Source organism: Aeoliella straminimaris, from assembly GCF_024054565.1.
Lineage (GTDB): Bacteria > Planctomycetota > Planctomycetia > Pirellulales > Lacipirellulaceae > Aeoliella > Aeoliella straminimaris.
The window spans coordinates 61,056-81,609 of the sequence record NZ_JAMXLR010000023.1 but is presented as its reverse complement, the minus strand read 5'-3'; the positions used below and the strand labels follow the sequence as shown (position 1 = coordinate 81,609).

The following is a 20,554-nucleotide window of genomic DNA, read 5'->3' as shown; positions in this document are numbered from 1 at the left end:
CGATGGGGGGGGGGCAGTTCCCAAGATTGTGGCTTAAGTGAGTTGTGTGTTGAAGGTCCATCATGCACATCGGGACCGATGGCTAGGGTCCACGTTCACGCGTGAATGAATTCTGTGAAGTAAGAAGACTCTTGTTCTCATCGAGAATACCCCCTGCTACCTACTAATCATCGTCCAGGTTGATAAAGGGAGAATCGACACCATGTTGAGTTCACAACGGCACGTACATCTAGTTCGGCAACTGAGTGTAAAGTCCACGATTGTAGTACTAATGCTAGGCGGCATGGCGTTGGAAGCTCAGGCACTCACTTTAGTGCCGTTAACCCCGGACGCTGCCAACTCGTCCCAACCTGCTTTCGGCACGGACATTACCAACTTGGTAAACGATCCATTCGCCTACGATCCAGCCAATCCCACCTCGGCAACACCTGCCGGCATCCACACGGATGGATTCCACAGCGACGAACCTGCAGGTCAGGACGTGACACTGATTTTCGATTTCACCAACGGCCCAATCACCCTTGCCGCGGGCGAATCATTCAATGTCGACCTTTGGGGAAGAAACAACTGCTGTTACGACCGAGACGACGACTATGACATCGAGTTGTACAACAGCGGCAGCTTGGTGGCGTCGATCACGGGACAGGGCATTCCTAATTCGGCGCCGTACTACAACCGTTCTGCGCTCGGCTCTCCAGGCGACACCTTTGATAGTCTGCACCTCATCGCCCACGACTCGAATGGGGTTGGCGACAACAATTTCTTCACGCCTGTTGAAATTCGTGCTTTCGCCAGCTTGCCCCTTAACCCGGTTCTGACGATTGATCGTGCAACGGGTGCTGTGGCACTGGTGAATGAAACAGGCTCAGACATTGGGATTATTGGCTATTCTCTAACTTCGGTTGCGGGCTCGCTCAGTGCCGACTCCAGCGATTGGACTACAGTAACTGGCAACTACGATGCCTCGCCGGGCAACGGATCCGTTGACAGCGACGACAGTTGGACAGTCTTAACCACCACCCCCGACGGCACAGACCTCAGTGAAGGCGAGCTCGATGGTGGCAACGGTGGCAGCCTGGCTTCTGGCAGTCCAATCAACTTGGGAACTCCCTGGAAACAGACGCCCTACGAAGACGTAGTTGCCAAGATTCTGCTCAGCGACGGTTCGATCAACACACTTGATGTAGAGTACTCAGGAGTGCCCATCGAAGTCGGTGACCTGAACGGCAGCGGTGTAATCGATGCCAATGACTGGGATGAATATGTTACCAACGCGATGTACGACCCTTCAGGCTTGCCCGCTGCCGCGGCCTACCTAGCGGGCGACTTAAATGGGGACGGAGTCAATGACATTCTTGATACCGATCTCTTCATACGTGCATTTGAAAGCACCAACGGTGCGGGGTCGTTCCAAGCGATGATCGCGGCCCGGGGTGTACCAGAACCTGCCAGTTACCTGTTGATGGGAATGGTAGCAATATTGGGGGCCGTTGTGCTTCGCCGTCAGCACCGTGAGATCAGCATTTCACTCCTGGCATTGCTAGCCGTCGCCTCTTTTGCTCTCCCAACCAGACAGGCTCAAGCGATCGACTACACCTGGACCGGCTCCGCTGGCAACGGCGACTGGAACAATGCCGCCAATTGGGACACGAACGGTATTCCAGTAGATGACAATGCGGGCAGCGCTGGTCTGAGCGTGGCGGGAGTGGATGACAGTATTATCTTTGCTGGCTCGAATATGCCGACCGTCAACGTGCCAGACATTGGCGGTAGAAACGCTGCTGGAACGAACACCCCGATCCTGAACCTTCAGAGCGGTGGCAACCTTTCCATCACCTCGGGCGTTGGGGAAATCGGCGGCTACATTACCAACCAAGTTGGACTCGCGCGGACGCTGTTCGTCGTGGGCGACGGAGTTGGGGGAGCCAACGAGGACGTAATACTCAATGTGTCACATTCGGGTGCGTTGATTCGCCACGAGCAACAGGTGACGCACAACTTTGTCGTCAATTCCGACGGTACGTTGAACTTTGATGCCGGCATCACATTCAGCAGTGAGCTGTCTGCAGCCGGGCGTCCGCGGTATGGCACTTTCACGGTCAATGGTGGATCGGTTGACGCTGCCGGCCCACTAAGCAATTTCACTGTTGCTGCTACCGGCGATGCGCTGGCCGCGAACAACTATGTCGATTTCACCTCACCCGGAGGAACGTTCACGGCAGATTTCGGCGGCAACTTGGTCGACCTTACGGCCGTGCAGGCGGCAGCCGCTTTGGGTGGGGATGGTTCCTTCCGTTCGTCAGCTGGCTACGGCCTCAGTATCACGGACAATGCTGACAATTCATTTACGGTGGAGGCACTCTCGCAACTTGCTTTGTTGACTTTGCAGATCGATCCGGACAATGGCAGCGTGATGATTCGCAATCCGACGGGAAGTCCCGTCAGTATAAACAGCTACCAAATCAGTAGTGTCGGTGGTGCCCTTGATCCGCTTGGTTGGAACAGTTTCTCGGATCAGAATCTCGATCCTATCGGTGGAGGGAGCAATCCCGGTGAAACCTGGGACGTGGTTGGTTCCGGTTCAGCCAACTCGTTGCACGAGGGCTTTCTGCTTGGCAGTACAGAGGTTCCCGCGTCGGGCCTATCCATTGGTTCTGCGTTCGACGAATCCGTATTTGGCGCAGGCAACGAAGGTGATCTGGTATTCACCTACCGGACTACTGACGGGGCGCTAATACCTGGCTTGGTTGTATATGATGTGCCCCCTCCGGTATCCGGCGACTATAACGGTGACGGAGTGGTCAATCTAGCGGACTACACTGTCTGGCGCAACAACCTTGGCGCGGGCGACGAGTCCAGTTTCGCACCCGGCACCGGAAACGGTGGCGGCGTCGACGCATCCGACTATGCAGACTGGAAGTCAAACTTCGGTTCCACTGCGAGTTTGCCAGCTGCCGTCAGGGCCGTACCAGAGCCGTCGACCATCGTGCTGGTGTTGGCAGCCCTTGGCAGTCTGATGCTAACGCGCACTGTTAAAACAAACGGAGTTGGTTTCATGAAGAGCGAATTCTCAATGCTAATGCGTGGCCGACTCGGTCTGGCTACGTGCTTTCTCGTCGCTTGGGCAGTTGTGGGCAGCACTGCCCAGGCGGCGGTTTCAAACGATCGCGCGTTCTTGTTTGGCGATCCTGGTTCGGCAGATGCGACACTCGCTCCGCCCAGCGTCGACGTGGCAGCAAACGTTGGAAATGGAAACACCATCGGTTTCGTCTTCAATGGGCAGTCGGCAACCGGCGATGAGATTGGACCAGGGGGTGCTTACCTCGATTTGATTGTAGGAGGGGACCCAAGGTACACCGATGTGTCGGGTCGTCCTGGTGCTGCAAACGGCGACTTTGGAGCGAGGTTCGATGGTACCGACGATGTTTTGCATGGCACTCCACTGAATCGACCAGATAACCTATCGACTCTAGTGGAAGGTTACCCGCTGAACTACACCGGGATCCTCGGCCACGGACTGCAAATGTGGGTCAATCCAGCGCAATCGGCACTTGGCTCGGAGGAAAGCCCAGGCACATACCAGAGCATCGTATTTGATACGAGCCTAAGTGGTGGTCCTGCCATTAACGAAGTCGGACAGTGGACTCAAACCAATTCTCAACATGTTTCAGGTGCTGACGGAATTGCACCCGTACCCGCCAGCGTGGACGTGCCTGCTGGCGACACATGGTACCACGTGATGCACCATCACCAACCGACCTCGGGCGACACCTTCCTGAGCGTTGTGTACGTAGATGGAGTGGTGGTTTCAGCTAACCTCGACACGATCGTTGCAGCTCCGCCTGCCAACTACAAAGGCGAGCTAGTGGTGGGGGCAGCCGAGGTGAATGGAGACAATAACTTTGAAACTGCAGAGTACGACTATTTCTTTGAGGGTGACATCGACAACTTGGAGATGTACGTGTTTGGCGACAACACCTCCGAAGGTGGTCAAAACTGGGGATCGTTCGACTTATTCTCTGACAACGAGTGGATTGCCAACGAGATTGCCAACATCCCTGGTGGAGTGCTGCAGCCAGGAGACGTCAACAAGGATGGAAATGTCAACAGCAGCGATGTCGACGCCTTCATTGCTGGATGGCTTAGCGTGAACGAGTTTGCTGGTGCCCATGGCACAGCAGTCGCCGGCGACTGGGAGACCTGGGGCAATGGTGACCTCAATCACGATGGCATGACGGATCTGGGAGACCTGTACATCATGAATCAGGCTTTGGCTGGTGCCGGAGTCGGTACCATCACAGCGGACATGCTTGCTGGCCAAGCCGTACCCGAGCCCTCCTCGGTTGCATTGATAACGCTGTCGGGCCTCGCTAGCTGGCTGGCGTGGCGCCGGCGATAGACAAACCGGTGAATACAGGCCGTTCAATCACGTCAATGTGACGAGTAGGAGCAAATTGATATTGTCGGTTCCCCCACCGAAGGTCGCGTCAGCTATCGCATCAGCACTCCTAGCGTTGGGGTGCTGGTCCGCGGTACTTGCGGCCAACGACGTGGATCTGGGTGCCGTTCCTTTTGGCACAAATGGCCCCGTGCGTTTGGTCGAAGTTGCTTCACTTTCGCACAACAGTCAGCAGATGATTGCTCGCGGCGACAAGTTGTATTTCGCTTTGCAGAATGGGTTAGTGGAAGAGTACACCAAGAACGCCGATGGCTCGCTTACTGACAACCCTGGTGTGTTCCTGAACGTCGCTTCTCAGCGAGGAAGCGTGTTTGGAAATAACCCTGTCGGTTCGGCGGATGGTTTGCGGGGCATCGCTTTTCACCCGGACTTTAACACGAACGGGAAGTTCTACACGATGCAGGCGGAGTCACGCGGCCCGAATCCAACACACCAACTCAACCCAAACTGGGAGCTTGGTACCGGCAGCAACCTCGATAGCGTGTTGACGGAGTGGACATTCGACCCAAAAACCGTCTCACTCTCGTCACAGCGCGAAGTGTATCGGGTGCAGTACCCGGCCGGTCACCACATCGGCCAAAACATTGCATTTAACCCTACTGTTTCACCCGGAGATCTCGACTACGGAAAGCTGTATATCGGGTTTGGCGACAGTGGTGGTCGATTGCCAGGATCGCAGGACTTTTCGGCCGATAACGTAATTACAACGGTTTCGCAGAGCGGTGCCACCGTGCTGGGAAAGATCATTCGCATTGACCCCTTAAGCAGTGGCAGCGATCCATTTTCCGTTCCTTCCGACAACCCGTTTGTTGGTGCGGATGGTCAGGCGCCTGATGGCGGCGACATCCTCGACGAGGTCTACGCACTTGGCTTTCGCAATCCGCAGACCATGGCGTTCGACCCCATTAGCGGCAAGCTGCTCTCAGGTGACATCAGCCACAACAACGTGGAGGAAATAAACCTGATTGAAAGTGGCAAGAATTACGGCTGGGCTGAGCGCGAGGGTACATACGACTTTGCCACCCCGTACAGCAGCACAACTCTTACCGAGGTACCGCTGGCAACACGACTAAGTGACGCGTACACGTACCCTGTAGCGCAATTCGACCATCGGAACAATCTCAACGGAACGGCTGCGGTTGTTGCTGGTGCGGCCTACCACGGCACGCTTGCGCCGGAGCTGGAAGGCCAGTACCTATTTGGCAATCTGTCGACCGACCAAATCTTCTTCGCCTCGACCACTGACTTTGTGAACGATGAGATTCCGGCGAATGTCTTTCAACAATCAATCGTCGATCTCTCTGGGGTGTCAATGACCTTAGGCGATGTCGTGGGCGTTGGTGCTGGTGGGAGAGCAAATATGCGTTTTGGCGCCGATTCTGACGGCGAAGTCTACGTCATCAGCAAGACTAACGATAAGGTCTATGTTTTTGTCTCGGGCGAGACGATTGCCCCGCCGTCCATCTTGGGCGACCTCGACCTCGATGGCGACGTGACCCAGCAGGACGTCATAAAATTCAAGGAAGGTTGGCTATCGAAAACTTTGGTCCCGAGCGTCGCTTCATGGAAACGTGGAGACCTCAACTTGGACTCAACCACCGACCTGGCCGATTTGTTCTTGATGCACTCTGCATTGCAGGACGCCGGCTTGTCTTTCTCAACGAGACAGCTCACGGGTGTGCCCGAGCCAACCTCCGTACTGCTTGCGCTCATGGGCGTGACCATTGCGATGACCGTTGCTAAACCTCGACAGCGTCAAGCTTGACCATTGAACCCTCTTTACACAATCAGAGGCATATGATGACGAAGAAGGAATTACCATCCTTGCGCAGGGCTTTTACGCTCGTGGAATTGCTAGTTGTAATTGCCATCATCGGAATTCTGGTGGCGTTGTTGCTTCCTGCCGTGCAATCGGCGCGTGAGGCCGCTCGCCGCACCCAATGCCAGAATCAGCTCAAACAGATTGGCTTGGGCTTTTTAAACCATGAGAGCAACATTGGTGCGCTGCCATCGGGCGGTTGGGGATGGACCTGGACCGGTGATCCTGATTCGGGGTCGGGCGAACGCCAACCGGGTGGATGGGCCTACAGTATACTCCCGTACTTGGAAGGCGCAAACGTTCACTCTGTGGGGTCAGGGCTGTCGGTTGCCGAGAAACGAGCAGCCTTGGCCATTCAGCAAACACAGGTGGTGCCAAGTTTCTACTGTCCCAGCCGACGAGTGCCGGCTTTATCGTACGCTCCCTACGCTGTGGTCAATGCCGCTGACCCCCCCAACTACATGGTTGCAAAAACCGACTACGCGGCAAACGGCGGCTGTCACTCTCCGGCGGAAGGATCGCCTGTCGGATGGTGGGGTGGTCCTTCTAGCGCAAACTGTGTGAATACCTACCCTGATTGCGGCAGTTGGGGATACACGAAGAGCAACATCAAATGGTTAGACGGACCCGTTCGACCGCGGTTCCCCGTCGAACTACGTCAGATCTCCCGGGGGACGTCCAACACATTGCTGGCTGCAGAGAAGTTCTTGAGCCCCGTTTTTTATGCTGAAGAGAGTCGAGAAAACAGCTGTTCGGACAATAACTCGCTGTACCAAGGATACGATTGGGACGTGATTCGTTGGACGCGAAGTGAGGAACGTTATCTGCCCCAACCAGATACAGCGATTGAAGAGGCGTGCTCGGTACGTTTCGGCAGCTCCCACGTCTCCGCGTTTTTCGGCGCGATGTGCGATGGATCCGTTCATCCAATTGAATACGACATCGACCCCCAAGTCTGGGAAGTGATGGGCGTACTTGGAGATAGTTGTCGAGTGAAGCAAGCGAGAGCGTCAACAGGCCCGGTTCGCTGATCCTTCTCCATCTAAGATATGATACGGAATGTACAACGGATGAAGTATCGAAGATTTCCTCTCCTTTCACGCGGGATGGTTCGACAGGGTCACGACCTGCTGGCCGGCATGGCCCTGGTGTATGCTGTCGCGTCAGTAGGCTGCTCGTCACAGTTAGACCCACCCGATAGATACGCTCCTGAGGACGCAGCGCAGCGGGCGCTGGAGACCTACGATACCGATCAAAACGGCCAGTTGAGCGGAGGAGAAATCGAGCAATCGCCTGCTCTTGCAACCGCAATGGATAGGATCGACTCCAATAACGACGGAAAACTCAGCAGCGCCGAAATAGCCGAAAGGCTTAAGGCCTACGACACCCAAGCCAGCACGGTTCCCCTATCGGTTCGTGTTCGTTTGGGGACGCGGCCGCTTGAAATGGCGACGGTGGAGTTCGTTCAGGAGGAGTTTGCGGTCGCAGAGCCAAAAGCCTATTCAGGAATCTCCGACTCGCTAGGCGCGGTGTCGTTGGCAACCGAAGGTAAGTCAGTCGGTGGTTTGCCCGTTGGACTATACCGCGTGACCATCACCAGAGCCGGAGGCGAGGAGTACGTTCGTGGAGTTGAAGTTGCGGAAGATTCCCCCGATGGCACGCGGATAGTCTTCTCGCTGTAGTTTGCTGTCATCTGGGTCTCACCACGGAAAGTCGCCTCGCCCACCGTGGTCGGTGCCCCCATATAGCCGAGAAGGCAAGGGCATCGGCCCTGTTACTGCGGTGAGTCGCTCCAGGGACCGTAAGGACAAAGAATCGATTGGCCGAGAAATACGGCAGATACGCTTTGGCCCCCAAAACCAGTGCTTTTTCAAGACCGGTGCATTCAACCAGGCTCTACTACCCGACCAAGGTCGCGCGTACCGCCCTGCCGTGCGGCGGCGACCCACTTTGCGGGAATGCGGGACAGCGTTACAATGACGGGTCTGTGTTAAGTGGCACGATACCGATAAGATCCGTGCCGTGGCAAGTTGGTTCATATGTTTGGGAGTCTGGTGCATGCCAGGTAGTGAACGTCAACGCGAAATCCGCCGGCGCCGTAAGCGTCTGAAGGCGGTCGCTCATCTCAAGTCGCGCCTGGCAAAGGCCACCACCAGCGAAAAAGGTGAAATCGCTCGGAAGCTCCGTGCGATGACCCCTGGAGCCGAAGTGCTCATTCACGAGTGGAAGCTCGAGGAAGTCGATCGCTAGATCGGCCACCAACCGAGCGTAAGGCGAGCACCCAATGCGAGGCGGCATCGCGGAGTTTACTCCACGCTGGTGCCGCCGCTTACATTGGTGCGCCTTTACAACCGCCGTGAAGCAGCCACTCCTCAAGGAACTGGCTTACTTCCTGGCAAATGTAAACTCCTCGCCGTCGTAGCCGATTTCCACGGTTGCTCCCTCGGGAAATTCTCCCTTTAGTAGCTCCGTCGCCAACGGGTTCTGCAGTTGTTGCTGCACCACTCGCTTGAGCGGTCGTGCGCCGAACACGGGATCATAGCCTTGGTTGGCTATTTCCTGCCGCGCCGCGTCGGTCACCACCAGCTCGAGCCCCTGCTTCGAAAGCAGCTTCTCGAGGTGCGCGGTCTGCAGATCGACGATGTGTCGAATCTCGTCTCGCTTCAAGGGCTCGAACACAATGGTCTCGTCGATGCGATTGAGGAACTCCGGCAGGAATCGCGCCGACAGCGCGTCCATCACCGCGCGGTGCATCTCTTCGGACGAGCCACCTTCGCTGGCCAGTTCCTGAATCATCTGGCTGCCCACGTTCGACGTCATCACGATGATCGTGTTCGTAAAGTCCACGGTGTGCCCGTGGTTGTCGGTCAAGCGGCCATCGTCCAGCACTTGCAGCAGGATGTTGAACACATCGCGGTGGGCCTTCTCGATCTCGTCCAGCAGCACCACGCAATACGGCCGGCGGCGAACCGCTTCAGTGAGTTTACCACCTTCTTCGTAACCAACGTACCCGGGAGGCGCGCCGATCAACCGACTCACGGTGTGCTTCTCCATGAACTCGCTCATGTCCAAACGGACCATAGCGTTCTCGTCGTCGAACATCACCTGGGCGAGCGCCTTGCATAGCTCCGTCTTACCGACACCCGTCGGGCCGCAGAACAGAAACGAACCAATCGGGCGGTTCGGATCCTGTAGACCACTGCGGCTGCGGCGCACGGCGTTCGCCACCGCTTCCACCGCGGCGTCCTGACCGACCACACGTTGGTGCAGACGTTCTTCCAGCACCAGCAGCTTGGCCCGCTCGGTCTCCATCATTCGACTGACGGGAATGCCGGTCCACGCGCTGACCACCTCGGCAATTTCGTCGGGACCGACTTCCTGCCGCAGCAGTTTGCGTTTGGTTTCGGTTTGCTGAGCTTGGGCCTCCTCCTGGCGGGATTCGATCTCCTCCAGATGCTTCTCTAGCTTCGTGCGTGCCTGATCGAGCTCGTACAGCTTCTGATAGTCGCGCTCGTCGACCAGTTGGCCACTCGACTGCTTCTCGTTCAGGGCCGTGGCTTGATGCTCATAAGCCAACTTGGCTTCTTCAAGCTGCTGTCGCACGCTGGCCACGTCGCCAACGCCCAGCTTCTCGGCCTCCCATTGTTCGCGGAGGCTCGCCAGCTGATGCCGCAGCTCTTCCATCTCGCTGTTGATTTCGGCCAGGCGATCCTTGGCATGCTCTTCGGTCTCGTCGGCAAGTTGCCGCGCAGCCAGCTCCAACTGCGTAACCCGCCGCTGGACCTCGTCGATCTCTTGCGGCACGCTTTGCAGCTCCATCGCCAGGCGGCTCATCGCTTCGTCGACCAGGTCGATCGCCTTGTCGGGTAGGTGCCGATCGGCGATGTAGCGATCCGACAGTTCCGCGGCCGCTACTAAAGCCGAGTCTTTGACCTTCACGCCCTGATGATGCGCTTCGTAGCGCGGCTTCAAACCACGCAGAATGGCAATCGTGTCGTCGACGCTTGGTTCGCCGACGAAGACCGGTTGGAACCGTCGCTCGAGGGCCGCGTCCTTCTCGATGTATTTGCGATACTCGTCGAGCGTTGTGGCGCCAATGCACCGCAGCTCGCCGCGGGCCAGGGCTGGCTTCAGCAAATTCGCCGCGTCGCCGGAACCCTCGGCTGCACCCGCACCGACCACGGTATGCAATTCGTCGATGAACATAATGACGCTGCCGGCGGCGTCCTCCACCTCGCGGAGCACGGCCTTCAAGCGTTCTTCGAATTCGCCACGGTATTTGGCCCCGGCCACCAGCGCGCCCATATCGAGCGCCACCACGCGGCGACCTTTGAGGCTTTCGGGCACGTCGCCCTGCACGATGCGCAAGGCGAGCCCTTCGGCGATGGCCGTCTTGCCGACGCCGGGATCGCCAATCAGCACGGGGTTGTTCTTCCGTCGCCGCGACAGTACTTGAATCACGCGGCGGATCTCGTTGTCGCGGCCGATCACCGGATCGAGCTTGCCCTGCTGTGCTCGCTCCACCAGGTCGATGCCGTACTTTTCGAGTGCCTGGAACTTGCCTTCCGGCTCCTGATCGGTCACCCGCGCCGAACCACGCACCTGCTGCAGGGCCGCCATCAGGTCCTTCTCCGAGATGGCGCACAGTTCGAGCGTGTCCTTGGCCTTCGACTTGGTCTTGGCCAGGGCCAAGAGCAGGTGCTCGGTCGAGACGTACTCGTCCTTCATATTCTCCGCTTCCGCGGCGGCCGCTTCGAGCACCTTACTCAAGTCGCCACCAATCCCTGGCGGCGAACCACCGGAAGACTTGGGCAGCCGGCCGAGTTCCGACTCTACCATCGACTGCAGCTGTCCCACGTTGGCGTTCATCTTCGCCAGCACAGGGCGCACGATGCCCTCGGTCTCGGCCAAAAGCGAAGAGAGCAGATGCAACGGCTCGATCTGCGGATTGCCAGCGTCCGCAGCAAGCTCCTGCGCACGCTGCACCGCTTCTTGAGCCTTGAGGGTCAGTTTATCGAATCGAAAAGCCATGGTAGGGAGGGGGTAGGATTCAGGGGTCGGAAAGTAATTCGACGCGGTCGGGTGGCTGTGGTCGAGTCCTGCGAGCCCACAGGTCATAGCTACTGTGGGCGAGCTCAACTCGACCACAGCCACCCAAAATCTCTGCTACTTCAAAGCATCCGCTTTCACGCCTTCGAAGGTCATTTTTACGGGCTTAATGGTTCCATCGTCGTTGAACTCGAGCCGATCTACACACGTAACGCGGTGGTCGCGGTCTTTGTTCGGGATCGGCCGGCGGTGGTACACGATATACCAGTCGCCGCTCGCCGGCGAACGCAGCACCGAGTGGTGACCGGCGCCAGTGGCGATGTTCTCGTCCGACTCGAGCACCGTACCGACTCGCTTGAACGGTCCGGTCGGCGAATCAGCGATCGCGTAGGCAACATGATAGGTGCCGTTGGTCCAACCACCCTGCGACCACATGAAGTAGTACTTGCCGTCCCGCTTGAACATCACGGGTCCTTCCACATACCCGCGAGGCGTGATCTCGTGGAACAACTGCCCATCATCGAAGGGTTCGATGCCGGTAAAGTCGTCCTTCAAGCGGCCCACGTTGCAGTGGCCCCAACCGCCGTAATACAGGTACCAGGTGCCATCGTCGTCCTGGAACACGCACTGGTCGATCGGTTGGGCATTGTGGTGGAACTCGGCAATCAGCGGTTTACCCAACAGGTCCTTGAACGGACCCTCGGGCCGATCGGCCACGGCGACACCAATGCCGCCGGTGTGGTTGTTCGGGTTATCTTTGTCGTATAGCGGCCCGCCTGGCCGCTGCAGGTCGTTGGCGGCAAAGAACAAGTAGTATTTGCCGTTGTTTTCTACACAGCAGGGCGCCCACATCGCCCGGCGAGCCCAGGTGATGTCGTCGGCGGTCAAAATCCGCTCGTGCTTCTTCCAGTTCACCAGGTCGGGCGAGCTGAACGCGTCGAAGTAGACCTGCTCGTCATACTTCGCACTGGTGGTCGGATAAATCCAATACCGCTCGCCAAACACGGCCACCTCCGGATCGGCGTACCAACCAGGATCGATGGGATTCTTGGCCGCCGACAACGGGGCGAGCAGTAAGGTCGCGGTAATGGCAGTAGCAACGGCGTACGTCATGGATCGGTGCATAGTGGCGGCAGGGGTCAGGATTCAGGAGTCAGGGATTTGTGGATTGTGGGATTGCCAACAACTTTTACTTACTCGCCGCCCACAGCCGACGAGCTACACCTCGTCGGAACTGGGTTTCGGGACATAGCGATTCGGAACAAAGGGTTTTGGGCCAACATGTTTTGGGCCAACATGGGGGAACAACATTCATGGGCCCAAAACACTGTTAGTTTTGTCCCATCTCACTCGCGTTTCACACTGTTTTTTCAGGGACTTTCCGCCGGGAAGTGCGACAAAACTCCACGAGTTTCCCCCACCGGCTTTCCGCATTGGCCCAAAACCTTTCTGGTAATTTGGGGTGTCTGGAGTCGAGTCCTGCAAGCTCACAATTTATCTGCCTGTGCCCATCGTTGAACTCGACCACAGCCACCCTGGAGTGGCCAGACGCTTCGCAACCTTCATCTTATCAAACGCGTGTAAGATTCCTACAAAGCCACTGCGGCTTGATTACCTACTCGCCATCGTTCTCTTCGCTCTCCACTTGCTCATCTTCGGCCGCAACGTGATGTTCGACCGAGGGACGAGTGAGTCGATCGAACTCCCAGGCAGCGGCCGTCACACCACTGCTATTTGGTTTCTTGTTCAAGTAGTAAATAAGCCCACGGGCCTCGAGCCCCAACGCCAGGCGATGTAGCAGGTACAGCCCCACCACAACCGCCACGGCTCGGATACCCAGGTACCAGGCAAGTTGCACGCCGTTCATGGACAATCCTTGAACTGTTCGGATGGCTGTGGTCGAGTCCAGCGAGCCCACAGTTTGCGCCCCTGGGGGCTCGCGGAGCTCGGCCCCAGCCACCCATGTGCTCTCACTCCATAAAAAAAGGCAGGTGCGAACACCTGCCTTGCTGGTCGATGATGCTCGCGTTGGTTATCTATTCAGCTTTGAACCTGGGGTGAAAATCTCGAACTCAGCGGGTGACCCAAGCGCCGCGGAGCCGAAGCTCCGCGGCAACTGGATCGGACTGTATAACCAAAACTGCTGGCCGGTCACTGCAAGCCCAAAGCTTACAGCTAACAGCCCACAGCTTCTTAGTCTTCCTTCACTTCAAACTCGGCGTCCACGACGTCGTCGTCGTCACCGCCCTTGCCGGCGGTGGCGCCCACGGTTTCGTCATTGACGTTCGAGCCGTCGGCCGTGGCCTGCTTGTACATCGCCTCGCTCATGGCGTGGCTAGCCGCTTCGAGCTCGGAGATGGCCGTCTTGATCTTCTCCGGATCGTCTTCCTTGGCCGCTTCGCGGACCTTGGTAATGGCCGCTTCGATCGGCGCCTTGTCGGAGTCGGAGATCTTGTCGCCTTGCTCCTTGAGCGTCTTCTCCACCTGGTAGGCCAAGCTGTCGGCACGGTTTCGCTGTTCCACGAGCTCGCGCTTCTTCTTGTCCTCTTCGGCGTGAGCCGCGGCGTCTTCCTGCATCTTCTTGATCTCGTCTTCCGACAAGCCCGAAGATTGCTCGATCTTCACCGTTTGCTCCACACCGGTACCCAGGTCCTTGGCGGCCACGTTCAGGATGCCGTTGGCGTCGAGGTCGAACTTCACCTCAATCTGCGGCACACCCCGCGGCGCGGGCGGAATGCCTTCGAGGTTAAACTCGCCCAGCAGCCGGTTGTCGGCACACATCTCACGTTCGCCTTGGAACACGCGTACCGTCACCGCTGTCTGGTTGTCGTCGGCGGTGCTGAACACCTGCTTGCGTTCGACCGGAATGGTGGTGTTTTTCTCCACCAGCTTGGTCATCACGCCACCCAGGGTCTCGATGCCTAACGACAGCGGAGTGACGTCGAGCAGCAGAATATCCTGCACGTCGCCCGCCAACACGCCAGCTTGAATAGCGGCGCCCACGGCCACGACTTCGTCGGGATTCACGCCCTTGTGCGGGTCCTTGCCAAAGATCTTCTTGACCAGTTCCTGCACCTTGGGGATACGCGTCGAGCCACCCACCAGAACGACTTCGTCGATCTTCGAGGGGTCGAGCTTCGCATCCTCCAGGGCTTGCATCACGGGACCACGCACACGCTCCACCAGCCCATCGACCAGTTCTTCGAACTTGGCCCGGGTGATGCTCATCTGCAAGTGCTTGGGCCCGCTCGAGTCGGCGGTGATGAACGGCAGGTTGATGTCGGTCGACTGCGCGGAGCTGAGTTCCTTCTTGGCCTTTTCGCAGGCCTCTTGCAGACGCTGCAGGGCCATCGTGTCCTTGCGGAGGTCGATGCCCTGCTCCTTCTGGAACTCGTCGGCCACGTAGTTGATCAACTCTTCGTCGAAGTCGTCGCCACCCAGGTGGGTATCGCCATTGGTGCTGATGACGCGGAACACGCCATCGGCCACTTCGAGGATCGACACGTCGAACGTACCACCACCAAGGTCGAACACGCAGATGGTCTCTTGAGTCTTCTTGTCGAGACCATAAGCAAGCGACGCGGCGGTCGGTTCGTTGATGATACGAGCCACTTCGAGCCCGGCGATCTGCCCGGCGTCCTTCGTGGCCTGACGCTGTGCGTCGTTAAAGTAAGCCGGCACGGTAATGACGGCCTTGTTCACCTTGTGTCCCAGGTACGCCTCGGCCGACTCCTTGAGCTTCACCAACACCTTGGCGGAGATCTCTGGCGGAGTGAACTCCCGATCGCCGACCTTCACCTTCACGTAGTCTTCGCTGCCGCCGGTCACTTCGTACGGCACCATCTTCTCTTCGCTGGCCACCTCGTTGTGGCGGCGGCCCATGAAGCGTTTGATGGAGTAGACGGTCTTGGTGGGGTTGGTCACCGCTTGACGACGCGCGGGCTCGCCAACCAGGACTTCGCCCTTGTCGGTGAACGCCACGACGCTGGGCGTCAGGCGATTGCCTTCGGGATTGGGAATGACCTTGGCTTCTTTGCCTTCCATTACGGAGACCACCGAGTTGGTGGTGCCGAGGTCGATACCAATGATTTTTTCGCCAGTAGCCATGAGATTCCTCTCTCTCTCGCGATCTATTCTCGCGTGTCATTAACCGCCAACAGGAGCAGCGGCATGAATTCTTAATTGCTGAATATATGGAATTGGGGGTCGTAAACTTGTATTTGTTCGGCCCAGTGCAGACCGGTACGCCGAAGGGAGAAAGCAAAGAGTGTGCCGGTCCCCCTGGCAAAAGCAATAAATTGCTGTAAGATGCCTGAAAACAACAACTTACGACACGCGGAGAACACGTTCTCCGGCCCCGCCAAACTTGCCGGGGCTGCCAAATTGACTGCCACCTGCGTGCCAGCACCCGCCCACCCGACCAAACTGGCAGTCAACTTGGCAGGCTGCCAGGAGCAACTTGGCCACCGATAAGGACTTACAATTGGGTGGCAGGGTGAATTTGGCGGTTTAAATTCGTCGCGGATGAACGCGGGTTTGAACGGATGGTCGCGGATCTGAATCTGGTGCGTTGGCAGGTGCACGAGTCAACCGCCGCATGGAAGTCGCACCGGCGAACCTCCTGGACGAATAAATTACTCATTCAAAGATCCGCGTGAATCCGCTCCAATCTGTGCAGATCCGCGACTGATTCTTAACTCATGGCCAAAAAGAAAAAGACGACGCGAACCGCGAGTCCCAAGCGGGAAATCGACAGCGTGGATCGCGAGATCCTCAAGCTGCTGGAGCGCCGCGCGGAACTGGCCAGCGAGTCGCATCAGGTTGCCGAAGATGCCGCCGCCAAGGCTGTGACTCGCCATCGCGGGCCGCTGGCCAGCGAAGCGGTGTCGGCCGTGTTTCGCGAAATCGTGGCCGCGTGTCGCACGCTCACCGGCAGCGAACGCATTGCGTACCTGGGCCCCGAACATACCTTCAGCCACATTGCGGCCATCGAACACTTTGGCGCGGCAGCCGACCTGGTGCCCGTGGCGACCATCGCAGCGGTGTTCGAAGAAGTGCAGCAAGGCACCGCGGCGTTTGGCATCGTGCCGATGGAGAACTCCACCGATGGCCGCGTGAGCGACACCCTGGAGTGCTTCGCCAAGGCGAGCGTGAGCATCTGCGGTGAGCTGCCGCTGGTGATTCATCACTGTCTGTTAGGCTCGGGCGCGCGGGCCGAAGTGCGTCGCGTGGAGAGCAAGCCACAGGCACTTTCGCAGTGCCGAAACTGGCTGGCCAGGCACCTGCCGGGCGCCGAATGCCACCCCGTCGCCAGCACTGCCGAAGCAGCCCAGACCGCCGCCAACGATCCAACGGTGGCTGCCATCGCCAGCGCCCAGGCGGCCGCACAGTACGGCCTGTCGGTGTTGGTGCCCAACATCGAAGACAATAAGGACAACGTTACCCGCTTTGCCGTGATCGGCCGCGAGATGGCTGCCAAGACCGGCAATGACAAGACCGCTCTGATGCTCGAAATCAGCCACGAACCGGGCGCCCTGGCCGATGCGATGGCCGTGTTCAAGCGGAATCGACTGAACATGACCTGGATCGAGAGCTTCCCCGTAGCGGGCAGCCGCGGGCGTTATCTTTTCTTCATCGAATTCGTCGGCCACGCCACGGAGGCCCGAGCCAAGAAGGCCATCGCAGCACTGGAGAAAAAGGCCCAGCAACTGGTGGTGCTTGGGTCCTATGCGCATCGGGAGCCTATCGGCTAGGATTTGGGGACGTTTCGTAGCTGGATTCGCAAGAATTCAGTGCTCCTCCTCAGCCCCCGGATTCTTGCGAATCCGGCTACAGCCCTGAGCCCCCAGCTCCCCCATGATCATAATTCTGAAAAACGGTGCCACGGACGACCAGATCGATCACGTGGTCGAGCGGATCGAGGCGATGGGCCTCAAGGCTCACTTGAGCAAAGGCACCTACCGCACCGTGGTCGGGGTGATTGGCGACGAGGAGAAGATCCAAACCGCGCCGCTCAAAGCCATCCCAGGCGTCGAAGACGCCATGCCCGTCATGCCGGCCTATAAGCTGGCCAGCCGCGAGGCGCACCCGCAACCTTCGGTGGTGGAAATCGGCTCCGGCAAGGCGGTGACAAAGATCGGCGGCGGCCACTTTGGCATGATTGCCGGCCCGTGTGCCATCGAGAGCGGCGAGCGTCTGGACGAGATTGCTGGCGAGATCAAGGCGGCCGGCGCGAACGTGCTTCGCGGCGGAGCCTACAAGCCGCGGACCAGTCCCTACTCGTTCCAGGGCCTGGGCGAAGAGGGCCTGAAGATCCTCCGCGAGGTGGGCGACAAGCATGGCATGCCCGTCGTGACCGAGGCCATCGACCCCCGCCATGTGGAGTTGATCGCCGAGTACACCGACATGATTCAGCTTGGCGCGCGGAACATGCAGAACTTTGTTCTGCTCACCGAAGTCGGCATGACCAAGAAGCCCGTGCTGCTGAAGCGGGGTATGGCGGCCACAGTGAAGGACCTGTTGATGAGCGCCGAGTACGTGATCGCCAACGGCACCACCGAAGTGGTGCTGTGCGAGCGGGGCGTGAAGGGCTTCGACAATGCGTGCCGCAACATGCTCGACATCGCCGCGGTGCCGCAGGTGCAGTTGATGTCGCACCTGCCGATCATCGTCGACCCGAGCCACGCTACGGGCCGCCCCGAGTTGATCCCCGCGTGTGCCCTGGCTGCCGCGGCATGCGGTGCCGACGGCGTGCACATCGAAGTACACAACTGCCCTGAAGAAGCAATGAGCGACGGCCCGCAGGCATTGCTGCCCGAACAATACAAAGACCTCGCCGCCCAGATCAGAAAAGTGGCGGAGGCCGTTGGTAAGAGTTTTTAGGCGTTAGATGTTAGGCGTTCGGAGGTGGCGACTGAGTTCGACCGCCTAACGCTTAACACCTAATACCTGGTCGAACCGACACCCTCGGTTGGACATCAAACGAGTTGAAATATGGAGACCCCCCACCATGCGTCGAACACTAATCGCTGGTAACTGGAAGATGAACACCGATCACGCCGCGGCCGTGGCTTTGGCCGAGGGCGTGGCGAAGGGTTCGGGCGACGTGGAGAACGCCGACCTCTTGGTCTGCCCCCCGTCGATCTACCTGGAATCGGTCGGCAAGGCCCTGGACGGCTCGCCGGTCGCACTGGGTGCCCAAAACATGTACGCCCAGCCCAACGGCGCGTTCACGGGCGAGATCAGCGCCGCGATGCTGACGGACGTCGGCGCGGAATACGTGATCCTGGGCCACAGCGAACGCCGCAACATCATGGGCGAGACCAACGCCATGGTGAACGAGAAGACGCTGGCCGCCCTCGAGGCCGGTTTGGTGCCGATCGTGTGCGTGGGCGAGCTGCTGGAACAGCGCGAAGGCGGCAAGACAGGCGAGGTAATCGCCGAGCAGTTCGCCGGCTCGCTGGCCAGCCTGACGGCCGACCAGGTGACAAAAATTGTGATCGCCTACGAGCCCGTCTGGGCCATTGGCACTGGAAAAGTAGCCACTCCCGAGCAGGCCGAAGAAGTGCATGCTGACCTTCGCAGATTGCTCAAAGAAAGCTACAATGACGAGATTGCCGACAAAGTCCGCATCCTGTATGGCGGCAGCGTGAAGCCCAGCAATGCGGCTGAGCTGATGTCGCAGCCCAATGTGGATGGTGCCCTGGTTGGCGGAGCCAGCCTCAAGCCGGAAGACTTCCTGGGCATCGCCAAGGCGGTCTGAGGCCGCGTGCTGTCGGCTACAATTTACAACAAAAGGCGGCCGCCCGGCTTCATCGCCGGGCGATCGCCGTTTTGGTGTCCCAACCCAAGCGAGATCGATGGAAGCTTTATTTCAAGTTGCCTTGTTCCTGATCGCCCTGTTCATGATCCTGCTGATCCTGGTTCAGCGAGGACGTGGTGGTGGACTCGCTGGTGCGCTCGGCGGACCGGGAGGCTCCAGTGCCTTCGGTGCCAAGGCAGGTGATGCGTTCACCAAGATCACCGCCTACACGGCCCTGATCTGGATGTTCGTCTGCATCGTCGCCACGCTCTACTTCGCCAACGGCCGGGGCGGAGCAGGCAGCAGCAAACTCGGCGGACTCGACGAGAAGCGGTCGGTACAAACCGAAACCGAAGGCACCGGCACCGGCGCAGCCGAGGAGTCGTCCAGCGAAGCGGGCGATTCGAGCAGTGCGACCACCGAAGAATCGTCGTCTAGCGATTCGTCGTCCAGCGAAGAGTAACCACCTCGCTTTCACGCTACGGAGGGTTACCCGCTGTGCTCCTCAGCATGACAGGCTTCGGCGAAGCTCATAACCGGTTCGACACATTGTCGGTGGCCGTGGAGCTTCGCACCATCAACAGCCGCCACTACAAATTGAGCCTCCGCACCAGCGAAGGCTACGGCGCACTCGAGCCGCAAATCGATGCCCTGGTTCGCAAGCGAGTCCGTCGTGGCACCGTGCAGCTTAACATGCATGTCCAGCGTGCCACGGCGCCGGACGACTACCGCATCAATGCCGAGGTGCTCAAGAGCTACATCGAGCAGGCCCAGCAGGTCGCCGACAAGGCGGGCATCGAGGGATCAATCTCGATCAGTCAAATGCTCACGCTACCCGGCGTGATCGACGATCGCCGTGCCCCCGAGCAAGAATCGCAGGAGGACTGGCCGCAGATCGAACCAACGCTGCGGGAAGCCCTGGCTTCGCTCACCAAGATGCGCGAGGCGGAAGGCCGAGCCCTGGCGGCCGACTTGCTGGAGAACTGCAATGTGATCGATCAGCAGGTAGCGGCCATCGAGCATCGCGCGCCGAACGTCTCCGTGGGATACCGCGAGCGGCTAACCGAGCGAGTGAACAGGGCTCTCTCGGAACTGAACGTCACGGTCGAGCCAGCCGACCTGCTGCGGGAAATGAGCCTGTTTGTCGACAAGAGTGACATCAGCGAAGAACTGGTCCGGCTCAAAAGCCACCTGGCCCAGTTCGCCGACACGGTCGACGCCAAGGAAAGCTCGGGCCGTAAGCTGGAGTTCATTTCGCAGGAAATGGGCCGCGAGATCAACACCATCGGCTCGAAAGCCAACGACTGCGAGATCAGCCAGTACGTTGTGGAGATGAAAGCCGCGCTGGAACGCATCCGCGAACAAGTACAAAATGTTGAATGACCAGTGACGAATTGAAGATGACCAAGGCTTCCGTTTGGTCATT

14 protein-coding genes are annotated in these 20,554 nt (G+C 58.6%); 10 read left to right on the top strand and 4 right to left on the bottom strand.

The features are described 5' to 3' along the window. Positions 1-202: 202 nt before the first annotated feature. From NG895_RS05635 to NG895_RS05615, 5 genes are all read left to right on the top strand, one after another. A complete protein-coding gene (locus NG895_RS05635; protein WP_252851489.1) occupies positions 203-4,399 on the top strand; it encodes a PEP-CTERM sorting domain-containing protein in 4,197 nt (1,398 codons plus the stop codon). 190 nt (positions 4,400-4,589) lie between these two features. Continuing rightward, positions 4,590-6,224: a PQQ-dependent sugar dehydrogenase gene (locus NG895_RS05630; RefSeq protein WP_252851488.1), complete on the top strand. Its 1,635-nt coding sequence runs from the start codon at positions 4,590-4,592 to the stop codon at positions 6,222-6,224. Positions 6,225-6,259: 35 nt separating this feature from the next. Then, a complete protein-coding gene (locus NG895_RS05625; protein WP_252851487.1) occupies positions 6,260-7,309 on the top strand; it encodes a DUF1559 family PulG-like putative transporter in 1,050 nt (349 codons plus the stop codon). A gap of 39 nt (positions 7,310-7,348) precedes the next feature. Next, the gene (locus tag NG895_RS05620) at positions 7,349-7,960 is read left to right on the top strand and encodes an EF-hand domain-containing protein (RefSeq protein WP_252851486.1); all 612 of its coding nucleotides are present in this window, start codon (positions 7,349-7,351) and stop codon (positions 7,958-7,960) included. A 376-nt stretch (positions 7,961-8,336) separates the two neighbouring features. After that, a complete protein-coding gene (locus NG895_RS05615) occupies positions 8,337-8,528 on the top strand; it encodes a DUF6800 family protein (protein WP_252851485.1) in 192 nt (63 codons plus the stop codon). Positions 8,529-8,663: 135 nt separating this feature from the next. On the opposite strand, the gene clpB is transcribed toward NG895_RS05615, so the two are convergent. From clpB to dnaK, 4 genes are all read right to left on the bottom strand, one after another. After that, positions 8,664-11,309: an ATP-dependent chaperone ClpB gene (gene clpB, locus NG895_RS05610; protein WP_252851484.1), complete on the bottom strand. Its 2,646-nt coding sequence runs from the start codon at positions 11,307-11,309 to the stop codon at positions 8,664-8,666. A gap of 135 nt (positions 11,310-11,444) precedes the next feature. Next, a complete protein-coding gene (locus NG895_RS05605) occupies positions 11,445-12,452 on the bottom strand; it encodes a glycoside hydrolase family 43 protein (protein WP_252851483.1) in 1,008 nt (335 codons plus the stop codon). Between the two features lie 490 nt (positions 12,453-12,942). Continuing rightward, positions 12,943-13,194, bottom strand: a complete 252-nt coding sequence (locus NG895_RS05600) for a hypothetical protein (RefSeq protein ID WP_252851482.1) — start codon at positions 13,192-13,194, stop codon at positions 12,943-12,945. 326 nt (positions 13,195-13,520) lie between these two features. Further along, the gene (gene dnaK, locus NG895_RS05595) at positions 13,521-15,434 is read right to left on the bottom strand and encodes a molecular chaperone DnaK (RefSeq protein ID WP_252851481.1); all 1,914 of its coding nucleotides are present in this window, start codon (positions 15,432-15,434) and stop codon (positions 13,521-13,523) included. A 593-nt stretch (positions 15,435-16,027) separates the two neighbouring features. On the opposite strand from dnaK, the gene pheA reads away from it, so the two are divergent. The 5 genes from pheA to NG895_RS05570 all read left to right on the top strand — a co-directional run bounded on the left by pheA (position 16,028) and on the right by NG895_RS05570 (position 20,511). Then, entirely contained in the window at positions 16,028-17,080 is a 1,053-nt protein-coding gene (pheA, locus tag NG895_RS05590) for a prephenate dehydratase (protein WP_252851480.1), read from the top strand. Between the two features lie 103 nt (positions 17,081-17,183). Next, positions 17,184-18,209: a 3-deoxy-7-phosphoheptulonate synthase gene (aroF, locus tag NG895_RS05585; protein ID WP_252851479.1), complete on the top strand. Its 1,026-nt coding sequence runs from the start codon at positions 17,184-17,186 to the stop codon at positions 18,207-18,209. Positions 18,210-18,336: 127 nt separating this feature from the next. Next, positions 18,337-19,089: a triose-phosphate isomerase gene (tpiA, locus tag NG895_RS05580; RefSeq protein ID WP_252851478.1), complete on the top strand. Its 753-nt coding sequence runs from the start codon at positions 18,337-18,339 to the stop codon at positions 19,087-19,089. A 97-nt stretch (positions 19,090-19,186) separates the two neighbouring features. After that, positions 19,187-19,591, top strand: coding sequence for a preprotein translocase subunit SecG (gene secG / locus NG895_RS05575; protein WP_252851477.1), 405 nt, complete (start codon positions 19,187-19,189; stop codon positions 19,589-19,591). Positions 19,592-19,626: 35 nt separating this feature from the next. After that, complete coding sequence (locus NG895_RS05570; RefSeq protein WP_252851476.1) at positions 19,627-20,511, top strand: YicC/YloC family endoribonuclease; 885 nt, start codon at positions 19,627-19,629, stop codon at positions 20,509-20,511. Positions 20,512-20,554: the final 43 nt, after the last annotated feature.